The organism is Kitasatospora sp. NPDC056731, from assembly GCF_040687675.1.
Lineage (GTDB): Bacteria > Actinomycetota > Actinomycetes > Streptomycetales > Streptomycetaceae > Kitasatospora.
In genome coordinates, this window is record NZ_JBFBNR010000041.1 from 1 (window position 1) to 14,800 (window position 14,800).

General features: G+C 73.1%; 12 protein-coding genes. 7 read left to right on the forward strand and 5 right to left on the reverse strand.

Annotation, left to right across the window (positions count from 1 at the left end; translation table 11 throughout):
• The 4 genes from AB0R04_RS30735 to AB0R04_RS30750 form a co-directional block, all read right to left on the reverse strand.
• A partial coding sequence (locus AB0R04_RS30735) for a thiamine pyrophosphate-binding protein (protein ID WP_363376877.1) occupies positions 1-1,106 on the reverse strand: 1,106 nt, incomplete at its 3' end.
• Positions 1,107-1,364: 258 nt separating this feature from the next.
• A complete protein-coding gene (locus AB0R04_RS30740) occupies positions 1,365-2,585 on the reverse strand; it encodes an MFS transporter (RefSeq protein WP_063346545.1) in 1,221 nt (406 codons plus the stop codon).
• Between the two features lie 77 nt (positions 2,586-2,662).
• A complete protein-coding gene (locus AB0R04_RS30745) occupies positions 2,663-3,142 on the reverse strand; it encodes an Rrf2 family transcriptional regulator (RefSeq protein ID WP_363376880.1) in 480 nt (159 codons plus the stop codon).
• Positions 3,143-3,276: 134 nt separating this feature from the next.
• On the reverse strand, positions 3,277-4,263 hold the full coding sequence (locus tag AB0R04_RS30750) for an NADPH:quinone reductase (RefSeq protein WP_363376882.1): 987 nt from the start codon (positions 4,261-4,263) through the stop codon (positions 3,277-3,279).
• A 273-nt stretch (positions 4,264-4,536) separates the two neighbouring features.
• Between AB0R04_RS30750 and AB0R04_RS30755 the strand changes: the two genes are divergently transcribed.
• Positions 4,537-5,766: a transposase gene (locus tag AB0R04_RS30755; RefSeq protein ID WP_363376884.1), complete on the forward strand. Its 1,230-nt coding sequence runs from the start codon at positions 4,537-4,539 to the stop codon at positions 5,764-5,766.
• Positions 5,767-5,794: 28 nt separating this feature from the next.
• Here the strand turns inward: AB0R04_RS30755 and AB0R04_RS30760 are convergent, their stop codons facing one another.
• Entirely contained in the window at positions 5,795-7,723 is a 1,929-nt protein-coding gene (locus tag AB0R04_RS30760; protein WP_363376885.1) for a helix-turn-helix domain-containing protein, read from the reverse strand.
• 262 nt (positions 7,724-7,985) lie between these two features.
• Here AB0R04_RS30760 and AB0R04_RS30765 point away from each other — a divergent pair, with 262 nt between their 5' ends.
• The 6 genes from AB0R04_RS30765 to AB0R04_RS30790 all read left to right on the forward strand — a co-directional run bounded on the left by AB0R04_RS30765 (position 7,986) and on the right by AB0R04_RS30790 (position 14,790).
• Positions 7,986-8,735 (forward strand): 50S ribosomal protein L11 methyltransferase, encoded by a 750-nt coding sequence (locus AB0R04_RS30765; RefSeq protein WP_363376887.1) that lies wholly within the window; start codon positions 7,986-7,988, stop codon positions 8,733-8,735.
• Positions 8,736-9,231: 496 nt separating this feature from the next.
• Positions 9,232-10,404 carry a 3-deoxy-7-phosphoheptulonate synthase gene (locus AB0R04_RS30770; RefSeq protein WP_363376889.1) on the forward strand — a complete coding sequence of 391 codons (1,173 nt, stop codon included), beginning with the start codon at positions 9,232-9,234 and terminating at the stop codon, positions 10,402-10,404.
• Positions 10,405-10,502: 98 nt separating this feature from the next.
• On the forward strand, positions 10,503-11,273 hold the full coding sequence (locus AB0R04_RS30775; protein WP_363376891.1) for a 2,3-dihydro-2,3-dihydroxybenzoate dehydrogenase: 771 nt from the start codon (positions 10,503-10,505) through the stop codon (positions 11,271-11,273).
• A 42-nt stretch (positions 11,274-11,315) separates the two neighbouring features.
• Complete coding sequence (locus tag AB0R04_RS30780; RefSeq protein ID WP_063346539.1) at positions 11,316-11,945, forward strand: isochorismatase family protein; 630 nt, start codon at positions 11,316-11,318, stop codon at positions 11,943-11,945.
• Positions 11,942-13,897 (forward strand): anthranilate synthase family protein, encoded by a 1,956-nt coding sequence (locus AB0R04_RS30785; RefSeq protein ID WP_363376893.1) that lies wholly within the window; start codon positions 11,942-11,944, stop codon positions 13,895-13,897. The genes AB0R04_RS30780 and AB0R04_RS30785 overlap by 4 nt, the downstream gene beginning before the upstream one ends.
• A 35-nt stretch (positions 13,898-13,932) precedes the next feature.
• The gene (locus AB0R04_RS30790; protein ID WP_363376895.1) at positions 13,933-14,790 is read left to right on the forward strand and encodes an arylamine N-acetyltransferase; all 858 of its coding nucleotides are present in this window, start codon (positions 13,933-13,935) and stop codon (positions 14,788-14,790) included.
• The last annotated feature ends 10 nt before the right edge of the window (positions 14,791-14,800 follow it).

A 14,800-nucleotide genomic window follows, 5' to 3' on the forward strand; every position in this document is an offset into this window, starting at 1 on the left:
AACTCGGCCTGGACGGCGACGATCAGGTCGGCCAGCACCTCGCGGGCGTCGCCGACGATCGGCACGTCGGCGGGGCGGTTCTTGCCGATCTCGGCGGGGTCGATGTCCGCGTGGACGACCTTGGCGTGCGGGGCGAAGCCGTCCAGTTTGCCGGTGACGCGGTCGTCGAAGCGGGCGCCGAGGGTGAACAGCAGGTCGGCCTTCTGGAGCGCGGTGACGGCCGGGACGGAGCCGTGCATGCCGGGCATGCCCAGGTGCTGCGGGTGGCTGTCGGGGAAGGCTCCGAGGGCCATCAGGGTGGTGACCACGGGGGCGCCGGTCAGTTCGGCGAGGATCCGCAGCTCGGTGGTGGCCTGTGCCTTGATCACGCCGCCGCCGACGTACAGCACCGGGCGCTTGGCGCCCACCAGCATCTTCGCGGCCTCGCGGATCTGCTTGGCGTGCGGCTTGGTGACCGGGCGGTAGCCGGGCAGCGAGGGCTCGACCTGCCGATGCCTTGTCAGGCCCTGGAGGGCGTCCTTGGTGATGTCGACGAGGACGGGGCCGGGGCGGCCGGTGGCGGCGATGTGGAAGGCCTCGGCGATCACCCGGGGGATCTCGTCGGGGTCGGTGACCAGGTAGTTGTGCTTGGTGATCGGCATGGTGATGCCGCAGATGTCCGCCTCCTGGAAGGCGTCCCTTCCGATCAGGGTCGAGGGGACCTGGCCGGTGATCGCGACGATCGGCACGGAGTCCATGTAGGCGTCGGCGATCGGGGTCACCAGGTTGGTCGCGCCCGGGCCGGAGGTGGCCATGCAGACCCCGACCCGGCCGGTGGCCTGGGCGTATCCGGTGGCGGCGTGGCCGGCGCCCTGCTCGTGCCGGACCAGGATGTGGCGCACCTTGGCCGAGTCCATCAGCGGGTCGTACGCGGGAAGGATGGCCCCGCCCGGGATGCCGAAGACGGTGTCCACTCCGACCTCTTCGAGTGCACGGATCAGTGCCTGGGCGCCGGTCGTCCCGGACTCCGCGGGCGTGGTCCGTGCGTCGGGGGTGAACGGCGCGGGGGTCGGTTCGGTGGTCTCGGCGCTGTGGGTGGTCACGGGGGACTCGCTCAACTGGGTCATCTGGCAATCTCTCGGTTTCGTCGACGTGGTGGTCCCGCGGGGAGTGCGGGGTGGTGTCCGTGGCCGGGGCCGCTGCGGTGCGCGGCGCCGTTGGGCGGCCAGGGACGTGTCGGGGAAACCGGGGCAGCAGGGTCTGTCTCCGCGCCGGTCGTCGGTCGTCGCGTGCTGAGGGGTGTTTCAGCGCTCGGTGCGACGCCGCACCGTCAGGAAGCGGTGGCCGGAAGGGAGTTGACCGGCCCGCAGGAGGTGTCTCGCGCCTCAGCCTTTGTTCGTGGGCGAGTGGCGGGTGAAGAGCAGGAAGATCAGGGCGATGGCGGCGATGGCCGCGCCAAGGCCGTACACGGTCGCGGCGCCGGCGCCGAGGGTGGAGCCGCCGATGATGGTGCCGAGGCCGATGCCGAGGTAGATGGAGGAGGAGTTGAGGGAGACCACCAGTGGGGCCTCCTGGGGGGCGACCTCGATCAGGCGGTGCTGCTGCGGGGGTGTCTGGCACCAACTGCTGGCGCCCCAGAGGAGGACCAGCAGGCCGACGACGGGCTTGAGGTCGGAGTCGGAGGCGGCGAGCCAGGCGAGGGCCCCGAGGGCGACGACCATGGCGGTGTAGCCGATGATCAGGACCTTGGTGGAGCCCCAGCGGTCGGTGGTGTAGCCCGCGGCGAGGTTGCCGATGACGGCGCCGAGGCCGTACAGGAAGAGCATCCACAGGATGGAACTCTCGGGCACCTTGACGGCTTCCAGCATGGGCACGCTGTAGGCGTACGCGGTGTAGCTGGCGCCCATGCCGAGGATGGTGAGCGGCAGGACGGCGAGGACGGCCGGTCGGCGCAGGACGGCGAGGCGGGTGCGTAGCGGCACCCGGACGTTGCCGGGGAGCCACGGCATGATCAGGCGCAGTATCACGGCGACGAGCAGGCAGAGTCCGGCGACGAGGCCGAGGGCGGTGCGCCAGCCCAGCCAGTGGCTGGCGGCGTTGCCGAGCGGCACGCCGAGTGCGGTGGCGATGGTGAGGCCGCCGATGACCACGGCGAGGGCTCGGGCCCGCAGTTCGGGGCGGACGAGGGAGGCGCTGACAGCTCCGGCGTTGGGGGTGTAGGCGGCGGCGCCGGCGGCGGCGATGATGCGGCTGATGATCAGCACGGCCATGTTGGGGGCCAGTGCCGAGCCGAGGTTGGCGATGCCGAGCGTGAACAGTGCGGTGATCAGCAGGGTTCGGCGGGGGAGCCGGGCGAGGAGGGTGGCCAGGATGGGGGAGAGGACGGCGTAGGCGGCGGCGAAGACGGTGATCGACTGGCCGGCCGTGGCCGAGGAGACGTGCAGGTCCTTGGCCATGGAGGGGAGGAAGCCGGCCACGACGAAGGCGTCCGTGCCGACGGCGAATGTGCCTAAGGCGAGGACGAGGGTGGAGGACAGGCCGCCCTGGGGTGGTGAGCCGGGTTCGGCCGGAGCTTTCCGGTCGGCCGGAATCGAGACACTGGACATCCAGATTCTCCTTGCGGGTCGGTGCGCGTGCTGTGGTGTCGCCGCGCGGTGAGGCGGCCGGACCGTCGGGCGTGCGGTCAGCCGGTCATGCGGGCGTAGTGGCGTCGGGTGCGGTCGGCGGCCCCGCCCGGCGCGGAGGCCATGAGGTCGGCCACCGTCTGCCCGGCGAGTTCGCGGCGCCAGGCCAGTTCGGCCTTGCGCATCGCGGTGGCGATCCCGCACGGCTGTCGGAACTCCCGTGCGATGGCGCCACCGCCGTCCGCACGCTGGCGGATCTCGGTGCAGCGGAACACGTCGTCGGGGCCCTCGATGGCGGCGACCACGTCCATCAGAGTGATCTTCTCCGGCCGTCGGCCCAGCCGGAAGCCGCCCTTGGAACCCGGCGTCGAGCTCAGGATGCCGGCCCGGACCAGCGCCTGTAGGCGCTTGGTCAGGTAGGCCGGCGGCAGGTCGAACCAGGCCGCCAGCCGTGCCGTCGGAACCGGTTGGTCACTGTCGAGCCATGCCAGGGTGAGGCAGCAGTGCAGGCCCCACTCGACTCCTTCACCCATTCGCATAACCAGGACAATACACGTCCAGGTTCTGTGTCGCAGGCCGGACGTGCCGGAGGCCCGGAATATGTCAAGTCGCAACCCGACGAGGGCGTTGCGGCCCTGCCGGACCTCCGGTACAACGGTTAGCGGACGTCCGGTCAGGCCTGCGAATCGGGCCTGAGGACCACCCTTCTGCCGTGCAGCTCGCCGCGTTCCATTCGGCCGTGGACCTCGGCGGCGGCGCTCAGCGGAAGGGTCTCGACCGCCAGGGGGCGCAGCCGTCCGGCCGCGAGCAGGCGGTTGATGGCGACGGCGGCCTCGGCCAGTTCGGTGCTGGTCGCATGCGAGATCACGAAGCCGGCGATCGAGCAGTCCTTCATGTAGAGCGGCCCGACCGGGAGGATCGGCCGCGAGCGGGCGCCGGCCAGCAGGACGATCCGTCCGCGCGGGGCGAGCAGGTCGACGGCGGTGGCCAGGTCGTTCTCCCCGGACGTGTCGAGGTGGAGGTCGACGCCGCCGGGGCAGGCCTGGGCGAGCCGTTCGGCGAGGTCCGGATCGCGGTAGTCCAGGGCCTCGGCCGCACCCAGGGCGAGGCACTGCTCCAGGTCGCGGGCGGAGGCGGTGGCGACGACCCGGGCCCCGGCGTCGACGGCGAGGGTGACCAGCGCGGAGCCGACGTTCCCGGCCGCGCCGGCCACCAGGACGGTCTCACCGGCCCGCAGGCGGCCGTGCGTGAACAGGCCGAGGTAGGCGGTCGCGGCCGGATGGACGACGGCGACGGCCTCCTCGGGGAGGACGCCCTCAGGGAGGTGGTAGAGGCGGTCGGCGGGGACGACGACCTGCTCGGAGGCGGCGCCCTGGCGCCCGCCGTGGCCGAGGCTGTTGGTCCACACCCGGTCGCCGACGGCGAAGCCGGGGGCGGCCGGCCCGGCCGCGGCCACGGTGCCGACCAGGTCGCGGCCGATCACGAACGGGAACTCGACCGGGGTGCGGAAGAGGCCGGAGCGGACGAAGGTGTCCACCGGGTTGACGGTGGTGGCCGTGACGTCGACCAGGATGTCGGTCGGCCCGGGACGGAGGGAGGGAAGTTCGCCGTAGCGGATGTTCTCGGGCGGCCCGAGGGCCTCGATGAAGGCTGCTCGCATGCTCGGAGAGTCTTCCACCGGTCGGCGCCGGGGTACCGCACGGAAGTCGTTTGTTCGTCAACTCGCGCGCGGTCGGCCCGCCCCTGATGGCCCCGGCACACCCCGCCGGGCGGCTCCGGGGGCGATCGCGCCTGCTCGCGCGCTCCGTCCGGTGGTCCGGCCATAGGCCGCGCGTGCAGCCGTGTGTCCGGTGCACCTGGGCCCGGCCCGAGCCCTCTGCATACCGTCGACTCATCTGAAGATGCGTCTGCCATGTAGAGGTTGGGGATCTCGATGAGCGACTTCGCCCTGCACATCAGGGACACGCGAACGCCCGGGCGCAAGCCGGGCGTCGGCAGTTCCCACGACATCGTCCTCTCGGAGCTGTGCCCGGCGCTGTTCGCGTCGCTGCCCCGGGCGGACCAGCGCCGCAAGGGCGTGGAGTACCTGCGCGGACTGCTGGGCGCGGAGGGTCGCAAGTCGGTGCGCAACATCGCGCGGCTGATCGGCGGGCAGGCCACGGAGCAGAACCTGCACCACTTCATCAGCAGCTCCACCTGGGAGTGGGACCCGGTGCGCGCCGCGCTGGCGCACTACGTGACGTCCGTCGTGCCGCCGCAGGCCTGGGTGGTGCAGCAGACGGTCATCCCGAAGGCCGGGGAGCATTCGGTGGGCGTGGATCGCCGGTTCATCTCCTCGCTCGGCCAGGTGCTCAACGCGCAGCAGGCGGTGGGCGTCTGGGCGGCGTCCGAGGAGGTGAGCATGCCGGTGAACTGGCGGCTGCACCTGTCCCGGGCGTGGCTGGACGACGTGCCGCGGCGCAGCCAGGCGTCCATCCCGGCGAGTGTGGACACCCGGACGCTGGGCGACTGCTCGGTCGAGGCGGTGCTGGAGCTGACCTCGGACTGGCGGCTGCCCACGCTGCCGGTGGTGATGGACGTCCGGGAGCTGGACGGGATGAAGGCGCTGCGGCGGCTGCGCGCGGCGGGGGTGCCGTTCCTCGTGCGGATCAACAGCACGCTGCCGCTCCGCCCGGCCGAGGGGGCCGGGCACGGCGTGGAGGCGATGCCGGCCCACCGGATCATCGGGGCGTGCCGGGACCGCAGGCGGATGGTGACCTGGACCGACCACGGCCAGGACGCCGGGCTGTGCACCGCGCTGGTCGGTGCCGTCCGGGTGCGGACGGTGACCGGGGCGGCCCGCCCCCTGGGAGTGAACCGCAGGCCGGACGGCCCGGACCGCGACCTGCTGCTGCTCGGCGCGGGCAGCTCCGGCCGGCGCTGGCCGCAGGAGCTGTGGCTGGCCGACATCCCGGACGCCACGCCGGCCCAGCTGTTCCGGCTGAGCCTGCGGATCGGCCGGGTCGAGCGGGACTTCGACGAGATCGCGGACCGCACCGGCATCCGCGACTACACCGGCCGTTCCTTCAACGGCTGGCACCGCCATGTCACCCTCGCCTCGGCCGCACACGCGGTCGTGGCCCTCTCCCACACCGGCGGCCGCTCGCTCCGCCGCGTGAGCTAGGGTCCGTCGTCGAACTCGCGCCCGCGCCCTAGGTTCCTTGGTCGACTCCTGCCGACGGGCCGTCCTTGATGAGGAGGTCGCGGACGCGCGAGAGCCGTAGGGCGAGCTGGACTTCGAGGGCTTGGCCGGGGTCCTGCCAGTCGGGGCCGAGCAGTTCCGCGATGCGTTCCAGGCGGCGGGCGACGGTGTTCGGGTGGACGTGCAGCTTCTGGGCGGCCCGGGTGGGGCTGGCTCCGGTCTCGAAGTAGGCGTCCAGGGTGCGGCCGAGGTCGGTGAACCGCTGCCGGTCGTACTCGAGCACCGGACCGATGACCGAGTCGACGAAGGAGCGGACGTCCCGGTTGTCGGCGAGCAGGACACCGAGGAAGCCCAGCTCGCGGGGGGAGGCCGAGCGGCCGGTGGTGTCGAGGGCGATCATCGCCTCCAGGCAGCGCAGCGCCTCCTGGTGGCAGTGGAAGACCGAGGCGGCGTCCGCGACCGGCCCGGCCGCCGCCACCGTGACCGGGTCGCTGAGCAGCGGGGCGAGTTCGTTCAGGACGGCCCGGGCCGTCGCGCCGGCGTCGGTGCCGGGCAGCAGCAGCACGGCGTTGCCGCCGTGTCCGACCCGCAGCCCGTTCAGTCGCTGGGCCAGGCCCGTGGCCAGGGCGCAGGCCCGGCCGACCGCTCGGGCCTCGGGGCGGACGACCACCACCACGTGCGGCGTGGCCAGGTTGATGCCGAGCCGGCGGGCGCGCTCCTCCAACTGCTGCGGCGGGCGCTGGGCGCTGGTGAGCAGGTCCTCCAACAGCTCGCCGTGGGCGCGGCCCTGCACGACGGCGGTGTCGCCGGTGCGCAGCAGCTGCACCGCCACCGCCTGGGCGGCCAGGTGCAGCAGTTCGTCGATGCCGGCCGCGGGGAGGTCCTCGGGGCGGAACACCAGGGTGCCGAGTATCTCGCCTCCGGCGGTGACCGGGGCCGCCCAGAGGCCGTCCGCGGTGTGGACCGGGCGTTTGGCGGCGTGCACCTCCGCGGCGGCGGGGCCGGTCTCGGGCATCCGGCCGGTGGTGGTCAGGACGGTGCCGTCCGCGGCGTGGATCCGCAGCGCGCCACCCAGGTTCCGGCTCACGGCTTCGGCGAGGCCGTGCAGTTCGCAGTCGGTCAGCGCCCGTTCGATCAGCTCGTGATGGATGCGCCGGTGCTCGCTGAGCTCCCGCAGCGACTCGGTGGTGCGTCCGTGCTCCTCGCGCAGGGTCTGCACGGTGGCCTTGGCGTCGTCGAGGACGAGGGTGCGCTGGACGGCCAGGCCGGCGAGCTCGCCGAGCAGGTTCGCGGTGGAGATCTCCTCCGGGGTGTAGTGCCGCACATTGCGGTCGGCGACGTAGAGCGCGCCGAAGGGGTGCGGGCCGTAGCTCAGCGGGACGGCCATGATCGCGCGCAGCCCCTCGGTCCGGACCACCTCGTCGATGTCGGTGCTGTGCTGGATCCGGTTGTCGTCGAGGTAGTCCGGGGTCCAGACCGGCGCGAGGTTGGCGACGGCGGCGTGGCCGAGTCCGGAGCCGCCGGTCAGCTGGAGGCCGACGTTGAGGGTGGAGGTGTGGCCGTCCGACGCCCGGATGTAGGACAGGCCGTCCTCCGGCCCGGGGAAGCTGACGTACGCCATGTCCGCGCCGAGGAGCAGACGCGAGCGCCGGGTGACGGCCTTGAGCACCTCGTCGAGGGTGTCGGGGACGAGGAGGTCCCGGGCGGTGTCGAGCAGCGCGGACAGGCCCGCTTCGCGTTGCTGGCGCCCGCGGCGCTGGGCGCAGATGTCCAGTCCGAGCCGGACGGCCCGCTCCAGTGCGGCCGTCTCGGCCTCGGGGGCGCCGCCGCAGGCGGCCTCGGCGAGCAGTGACTCGATGCGCGCCGGTGGTGCCTCCGCCACCAGCAAGGTCAGTACGGTCAGCGCGTCAGGCCGCTTCCGGACCCCCTGTTGGGCCATCTCTTATCCCCCACCCGTACATACCAGCCGTTTTGCCTGGCACATGCCAGGTGCTACAACGTGTTTATCATGTCACTTTGGGTGGGGCTCGGATGATTCCACGGTGTGGACGGTGGAGAGGGCACCGCCGAGTGGTCCCCGATGTGTTGCCGGGTCACCTTCCCGCCGCCCGTGCCGGTTGAGGAGGATGAAGTGGTGGCCACCAGGGAGGTGGTCCGGGCGACAACGCCCAGTTGGCGCGGTGGGGGCACAGGCGGACGGCATGAACGCGCTACAGGACTACCGCCATTCGCTGGAACGAAGCAGGGCCGCGCTGGAGCACGCGCACCGGCCCGCGACCTTCCGGCTCTGCGGCCGTGAATGGGACCTGCTGCCAGGGATTTTCGCCCCGGTCTACTCACCCACCACCGAGATCTCCATGCGCCTGCTCGGCCTGGACGACCCGCGGGTCGCCGGGCGCTCCGGCTCGCTGCTGGAGATCGGCTGCGGCACCGGCGTCATCGCGGTGGCCGCAGCACTGGCCGGGCATGCCCGGGTGGTGGCCGGCGACATCAACGAGGCCGCCGTCCGCAACACCGAGATGAATGCCCACCGGCACGGCGTCGCCGACCGCGTCCACAGCGTGCACAGCGACCTGTTCGCCGCGCTCGCGCCCGAGGAGCGCTTCGACACCGTCTTCTGGCACTCCAACTACGTGCTCGCGCCGGAGGACTACCGCTACCGGACGATGCACGAGCGCGGTTACGTCGACCCGGGCTACGCCGCCCACCGCCGCTTCCTCGTCGAGGCTCCGGGCCGGCTGGCTCCGGGCGGCTCGGTGCTGCTGCACTTCAGCGAGCGCGGCGACCTGACGGCGCTGCGCCGGATCGCCGAGGAATGCGGGCGCACCCTGCGGGTGGTGCGCGGCGGCGTCTTCCCGGAGGGCGAGCAGGAGGTCGAGCACATGCTGATCGAGGTGACCGTGGCGCGCGGCCGGTCCGGCCGCGAGACGGCACCCGGTACCGGCTTCTGACGTCCGGGTCCGGCGACCCGACCTGCCACGCCGGCTTCGGCCTGTGCCACGAGGCGCCGGCGCACGGTGGTCCGCCCACCCCCGGGGTAGGCCTGGGCCACCAGGGTCCGGCCGTGCCGTACGGCGTCCGGGCGGGTCGCGCGCGCGAGCCGTTCCATGGCCGGATCTCGCCGGTCCGCCACCTCGGGACGGACCTCTTCGAGGGTCTGCCGTCACCGTTCTTCGCCGTGCCCGGGCGAGATCTGACGGAGTGTGCCGCCACCTGATGGAGTATCCGCCACCTGACGAAGTGCGGGGGCGGGCGTTGGCGACACCTGGCGGCACGCCACAAGATCTGGAAGAGCCTCAGCCGTTCGGCGGCCGGCGGACCGCTGCCGGACCGGGACCCGGGCCGCGGGCCCGCCGGTCCTCCCCGACCCGTGCCATCCACAGCCTCGCCACGACGCCCTTCCGTGCGCGCCGCCGAGCCGGCGCACCTTCGCCCTGGGAGACACCCATGGTCACCGCCCTGTCCGCGCTCCTGTCCCGGCCCGCACTCCATCAGCCCGACTGGGCCGACCACGAGCACCTTCCCGACATCAAGGACCGGCTGGCCGGCCTGCCGCCGCTGGTCGGCCCGGCCGACGTCCGGCGGCTGCGCTCCGTGCTCGCCGAGGTCGCGGCCGGGCGGGCCCAGGTCGTACAGATCGGCGACTGCGCCGAGGACCCGGCGGAGTGCACCGCGGGCGACGTCGCCCGCAAGACCGGACTGCTGGACGTCCTGGCCGGCATCGTCACGATGGCCACCCACCGGCCGGTGGTCCGGGTCGGCCGGATGGCCGGCCAGTTCGCCAAGCCCCGCTCCAAGCCGACCGAGTTCGTCGGCGGCCTGGAGATCCCGGTCTTCCGAGGCCACCTGGTCAACAGCCCCGAACCCGACCCGGAGCTGCGCCGCCCCGACCCGCGGCGGCTGCTCGACTGCTACTGGGCGGCGGCCGAGGCGATGACCCACCTCGGCTGGCCGGATCCGGACCGCCGCTCGCCGCTCAGCCCGCCGGTGTGGACCAGCCACGAGGCGCTGCTGCTCGACTACGAAGTCCCGATGATCCGTCAGATCAGTTACACCGAAAGCCTCCTGACGTCCACGCACTGGCCGTGGATCGGCGAGCGGACCCGCGACGTGGCCGGCGCCCACGTCGCGATGCTCGCGTCCGTGGCCAACCCGGTCGCGTGCAAGGTGGGCCCCGGCATGGCGCCCGAGGAACTGCTGGAGCTGTGCGCGCGGCTCGACCCGCGCCGCGAGCCCGGACGGCTGACCCTGATCGCCCGGATGGGCGCCGAGGTCGTCGCCGACCGGCTGCCCGCGCTGGTCAGGGCCGTCCGGGAGGCCGGCCACCCGGTCATCTGGCTCACCGACCCGATGCACGGCAATACCGTCACCACGCCCGGTGGGCTGAAGACCCGCTTCGTGGAGACCGTCGTCCGGGAGATCCAGCACTTCCAGTACGCCGTCCGCTCCGAGGGCGGCGTGGCCGGCGGCCTGCACCTGGAGACCACGCCCGACGACGTCACCGAGTGCGCCCACGACGCCTCCGGGATGGCGCACGTCGGCGACAAGTACACCAGCTTCTGCGATCCCCGGCTCAACCCCGGCCAGGCCATCACCGTGGTCTCCGCCTGGGAGGGCTGACCCGCCGCGCCCGGAACGGCGCCACACACCGCCACACCGAGAGAGCAACCGAGAAAGCGACGGGCCGGCCACGCGTCGGCCCCGAGGGAGGTCCGGCAGTGACGAACACGATCGCCCTGGTCACCGGGGCAGCAGGCGGCATCGGCGCGGCCGTGGTCCGCGCCCTGGCCGAACAGGGCACCGCGGTGGCCGCGGCGGACCGCGACGAGGAGGGCCTGCGCAAGACCGTGGCCGCCCTCGCCGAGGAGGGCCTGCGGGTCGAGGCCTACCCGGTGGACGTCAGCGACCACCGCGCCGTCGACCTGCTCGTCGACCAGGTGGAGCGCGAACTCGGGCCGGTGGACCAACTGGTCAACGCCGCCGGGGTGCTGCGCCTCGGCGAGGTCCGGGACTTCTCCGTCGAGGACTGGGCGGCCACCTTCGCGGTCAACGTCAACGGCGTCTTCCACGTTTCCCGCGCGGTGGTCGACCGGATGATCCCGCGCGGGCGCGGCGCCATCGTCACCGTCGCCTCCAACGCCGCCCGCACCCCGCGCACCGAGATGGCCGCCTACGCCGCCTCCAAGGCCGCCGCGACGATGTTCACCAAGAGCCTCGGCCTGGAGGTCGCCAGGTACGGCATCCGCTGCAACCTCGTCGCCCCCGGATCCACCGACACCCCGATGCTCACCTCGATGTGGCACGACGAGTCCGGCCCGCAGGGCACCCTGCACGGTCGCGCGGACGCCTTCCGGGTCGGCATCCCGCTCAACAAGCTGGCCAGCCCCGCCGACATCGCCGCCGCCGTGCTCTTCCTGCTCTCCGACGCGGCCGGCCACATCACCCTGCACGACCTCACCGTCGACGGCGGCGCCGGCCTCGGCGCCTGACCGGCTCGCCCAACTCACCACTCCCCCAGGAGAGTCCACCGCATGGCAGGCATTCCGACCATCGAGCCCTATCCGATGCCGACCGCGGGCGAGCTGCCCGACAACACCGTGTCGTGGACCGTCCGCCCGGACCGCGCGGTGCTGCTCGTGCACGACATGCAGCGCTACTTCCTGCGCCCCTTCCCGGCGGACGAGGCACCCGGCCGGGAGCTGCTGCACAACGCCGCCCTGCTGCGCCGCCAGGCCGCCGAGCTCGGCGTGCCGGTCGCCTACACCGCCCAGCCGGGCGGCATGACCACCGAACAGCGCGGGCTGCTGCTGGACTTCTGGGGCCCCGGGATGCGGATGGACCCGGTCGACCGCGAGGTCGTCGAGTCGCTCGCCCCGGCCCCCGGCGACTGGCTGCTCACCAAGTGGCGCTACAGCGCCTTCTTCCGCTCCGACCTGCTCCAGCGGATGCGCGAGGAGGGCCGCGACCAGCTGATCCTGTGCGGCGTGTACGCCCACGTGGGCGTACTGATGACGGCCGTCGACGCCTTCACCAACGACATCCGGCCGTTCCTGGTCGCCGACGCCGTCGCGGACTTCTCCGCCGCCCACCACCGGCTCGCCCTGGAGTACGCCGCCGCGCGCTGCGCGATGCTGATCACCGCCAAGGAGACCTTCGCATGACCGACCGGACGACGGACCGGGCAAGCGAGCGGACGACGGACCGGACGAGCGACCGGACGACGGACCGGACGACCGAGGAACTGCTGCGCCGGGTGCTCGCGGAGCGGCCGCCCGCCTTCGCCCTCCTGCACCGGCCCGAGACCACCGGCCCGGGCACGCTGGACGTCCTGTTCGGCGAGGTCGCCACCGCGCACACGCTGGACGGTGTCCCGCTGGGCCCCGAGCCCGGCCGCCCGGGCCCGGAGGTCCTGGTCCTGGTCCCGTACCGGCAGATCGCCGAGCGCGGCTTCGAGGCCCAGGACGACGGCGCCCCGCTGCTCGCCATGACGGTGACCGAGCACGCCACCGTCGACCTCGACGAAGCGCTGGCGCTGATCCCGGACCGGCCCACCGAGCTGACCGGCGCCCGCTTCGACCTCGGCGACGAGGAGTACGCCGACATCGTCCGCCGGGTGGTCGCCGAGGAGATCGGGCAGGGCGTCGGCGCCAACTTCGTCGTCCGCCGCACCTTCCTGGCCGAGATCAGCGACTACACCCTGCACGCCGCGCTGGCCTTCTTCCGCCGGCTGACCGAGCGCGAGGCGGGCGCCTACTGGATCTTCGTCGTGCACACCGGGGAGCGGACCTTCGTCGGCGCCAGCCCCGAGCGGCACATCAGCCTGGCCGACGGCGTCGCCGTGATGAACCCGATCAGCGGCACCTACCGCTACCCGGCCTCCGGCCCCACCCTGGCCGGCGTGATGGACTTCCTCGCCGACCGCAAGGAGGCCGACGAGCTCTACATGGTGGTCGACGAGGAGCTCAAGATGATGGCCCGGATCTGCGAGGGCGGCGGCCGGGTGGTCGGCCCGTACCTCAAGGAGATGGCCCGGCTCGCGCACACCGAGTACCTCATCGAGGGCCGGACCGACCGCGACCCGCGCGAGATCCTTCGCGAGACGATGTTCGCCCCGACCGTCACCGGCAGCCCGCTGGAGAGCGCCGCCCGGGTCATCCGCCGTTACGAGCCCGCCGGGCGCGGCTACTACAGCGGCGTGGCCGCGCTGATCGGCCGGGACGAGCACGGCGGGCGCACGATGGACTCCGCGATCCTGATCCGCACCGCCGACATCGACACCGCCGGCCGGATCCGGATCGGAGTCGGCGCCACCCTGGTGCGCCACTCCGACCCGGCCTCCGAGGTCGCCGAGACCAGGGCCAAGGCGGCCGGGCTGCTGGCCGCGCTGGAAGCCGGAGGCCCGCGCACCTTCGCCGGCCACCCCCGGGTACGGGCCGCGCTGGAGCGGCGCAACACCGGCATCGCGGACTTCTGGCTGGCCGAGGACGCGGACCGCGGCCGGCGGCTCGCCGAATTCGCCGGGCGCCGGGTGCTCGTGATCGACGCCGAGGACACCTTCACCGCCATGATCGGACACCAACTCACGTCACTGGGGCTTGAGGTGACGATCCGTCGATTCGACGAGCAGTACGCCTTCGACGGCTTCGACCTGGTCGTGATGGGCCCGGGGCCGGGCGACCCGCGGCAGGCCGACGAGCCCAAGATCGCCTGTCTGCGCGCCGCGGTGGCCGAGTTGCTCGCCCGGCGGCGCCCGTTCGTCGCGGTCTGCCTCAGTCACCAGGTGCTGTCCACCCTGCTCGGCCTGCCGCTGCGCCGCCGGGACGTCCCCAACCAGGGCGTCCAGCGCGAGATCGACCTGTTCGGCGCTCGCGAGCGGGTGGGCTTCTACAACACCTTCGCCGCCGTCAGCCCGCACAACACGGTCGACGTGGACGGCGTCGGCACCGTCGAGGCCGCTCGCGACCGGGAGACCGGCGAGGTGCACGCCCTGCGCGGCCCGCACTTCGCGTCCATGCAGTTCCACGCCGAGTCGGTGCTCACCCAGGACGGCCCCCGGATCGTCGGTGGCCTGATCGCCGAGGTCCTCCGTGCCGGGGCGATCCTTGCCGGGTAGTCTCCGGGAGACCGCACGGGAGAGGGGCCGACAGGATGGGCGATGACCGCGCCACCGGCGAATGGGGAGCGGAACTGCTCGACGTCGGGGCCTACCTGGCCCGCACCGGCGTCCCCGGCCCGCTGCCCCCCGAACCCGGGACGCTGCGCCGGCTGCACCGCGCCCACCTGCTGGCCCTCCCGTTCGAGAACCTCGACATCCCGCTCGGCCGCGGCGTCCCGCTCGACCTGGACCGCGTCCAGGCCAAGCTGGTCGCCGGCGGCCGCGGCGGCTACTGCTTCGAACAGAACCTGCTCTTCGCCGCAGTGCTGGAACGCCTGGGCTTCCAGGTCACCAGGCTCGCCGCCCGAGCCCTGCTGAACGCCGGCCGACCGCTGCCACGCACCCACCTGGTGCTGCTGGTGACGGTCGGCCAGACGCGTTTCCTCGCCGACGTCGGCTTCGGCGACAAGGGGCCGCTGGAGCCGCTGCCGCTGACCGACGGCGCCCTGGCCGAGCCCGACGGCTGGACTCACCGGCTCCGTCGGGTCGGCTCGGAGCCGGACTGCTGGGTGCTCGAACTCCTTCGCCCCGACGGGTGGTTGCCGCTCTACCGGTTCGAGACGGGCCTGCCGCTGCACCAGGTCGACTGCGTGGTGATGAACCACTACACCTCCACCCACGAGCGCTCCCCGTTCACCGGCCGGGCCTATCTGTCCAGGATCACGGCGCAGCGCCGGCTCTCCCTCGACGGCCGGCGGCTGGTCGTCGGCCGCGCCGACGGCACGGCGGAGGCTGCGGACCTCACCGACGAGCGGTACGCCGCCGTCCTCGCGGAGGACTTCGGTGTCCGGCTCGGGCCCGGGGACCTGCGGTCCGTCCTGCGGAGCCTGCCGGCCGTCGACCCCTCCTGACACCGTCGGC

Bases quoted from the DNA above. Each gene is read 5' to 3' on its own strand.
- AB0R04_RS30740 (WP_063346545.1), bottom strand. From the start codon at position 2,585: ATGTCCAGTGTCTCGATTCCGGCCGACCGGAAAGCTCCGGCCGAACCC.
- AB0R04_RS30745 (WP_363376880.1), bottom strand. From the start codon at position 3,142: ATGCGAATGGGTGAAGGAGTCGAGTGGGGCCTGCACTGCTGCCTCACC.
- AB0R04_RS30750 (WP_363376882.1), bottom strand. From the start codon at position 4,263: ATGCGAGCAGCCTTCATCGAGGCCCTCGGGCCGCCCGAGAACATCCGC.
- AB0R04_RS30755 (WP_363376884.1), top strand. From the start codon at position 4,537: ATGAGCGACTTCGCCCTGCACATCAGGGACACGCGAACGCCCGGGCGC.
- AB0R04_RS30760 (WP_363376885.1), bottom strand. From the start codon at position 7,723: ATGGCCCAACAGGGGGTCCGGAAGCGGCCTGACGCGCTGACCGTACTG.
- AB0R04_RS30765 (WP_363376887.1), top strand. From the start codon at position 7,986: ATGAACGCGCTACAGGACTACCGCCATTCGCTGGAACGAAGCAGGGCC.
- AB0R04_RS30770 (WP_363376889.1), top strand. From the start codon at position 9,232: ATGGTCACCGCCCTGTCCGCGCTCCTGTCCCGGCCCGCACTCCATCAG.
- AB0R04_RS30780 (WP_063346539.1), top strand. From the start codon at position 11,316: ATGGCAGGCATTCCGACCATCGAGCCCTATCCGATGCCGACCGCGGGC.
- AB0R04_RS30785 (WP_363376893.1), top strand. From the start codon at position 11,942: ATGACCGACCGGACGACGGACCGGGCAAGCGAGCGGACGACGGACCGG.
- AB0R04_RS30790 (WP_363376895.1), top strand. From the start codon at position 13,933: ATGGGCGATGACCGCGCCACCGGCGAATGGGGAGCGGAACTGCTCGAC.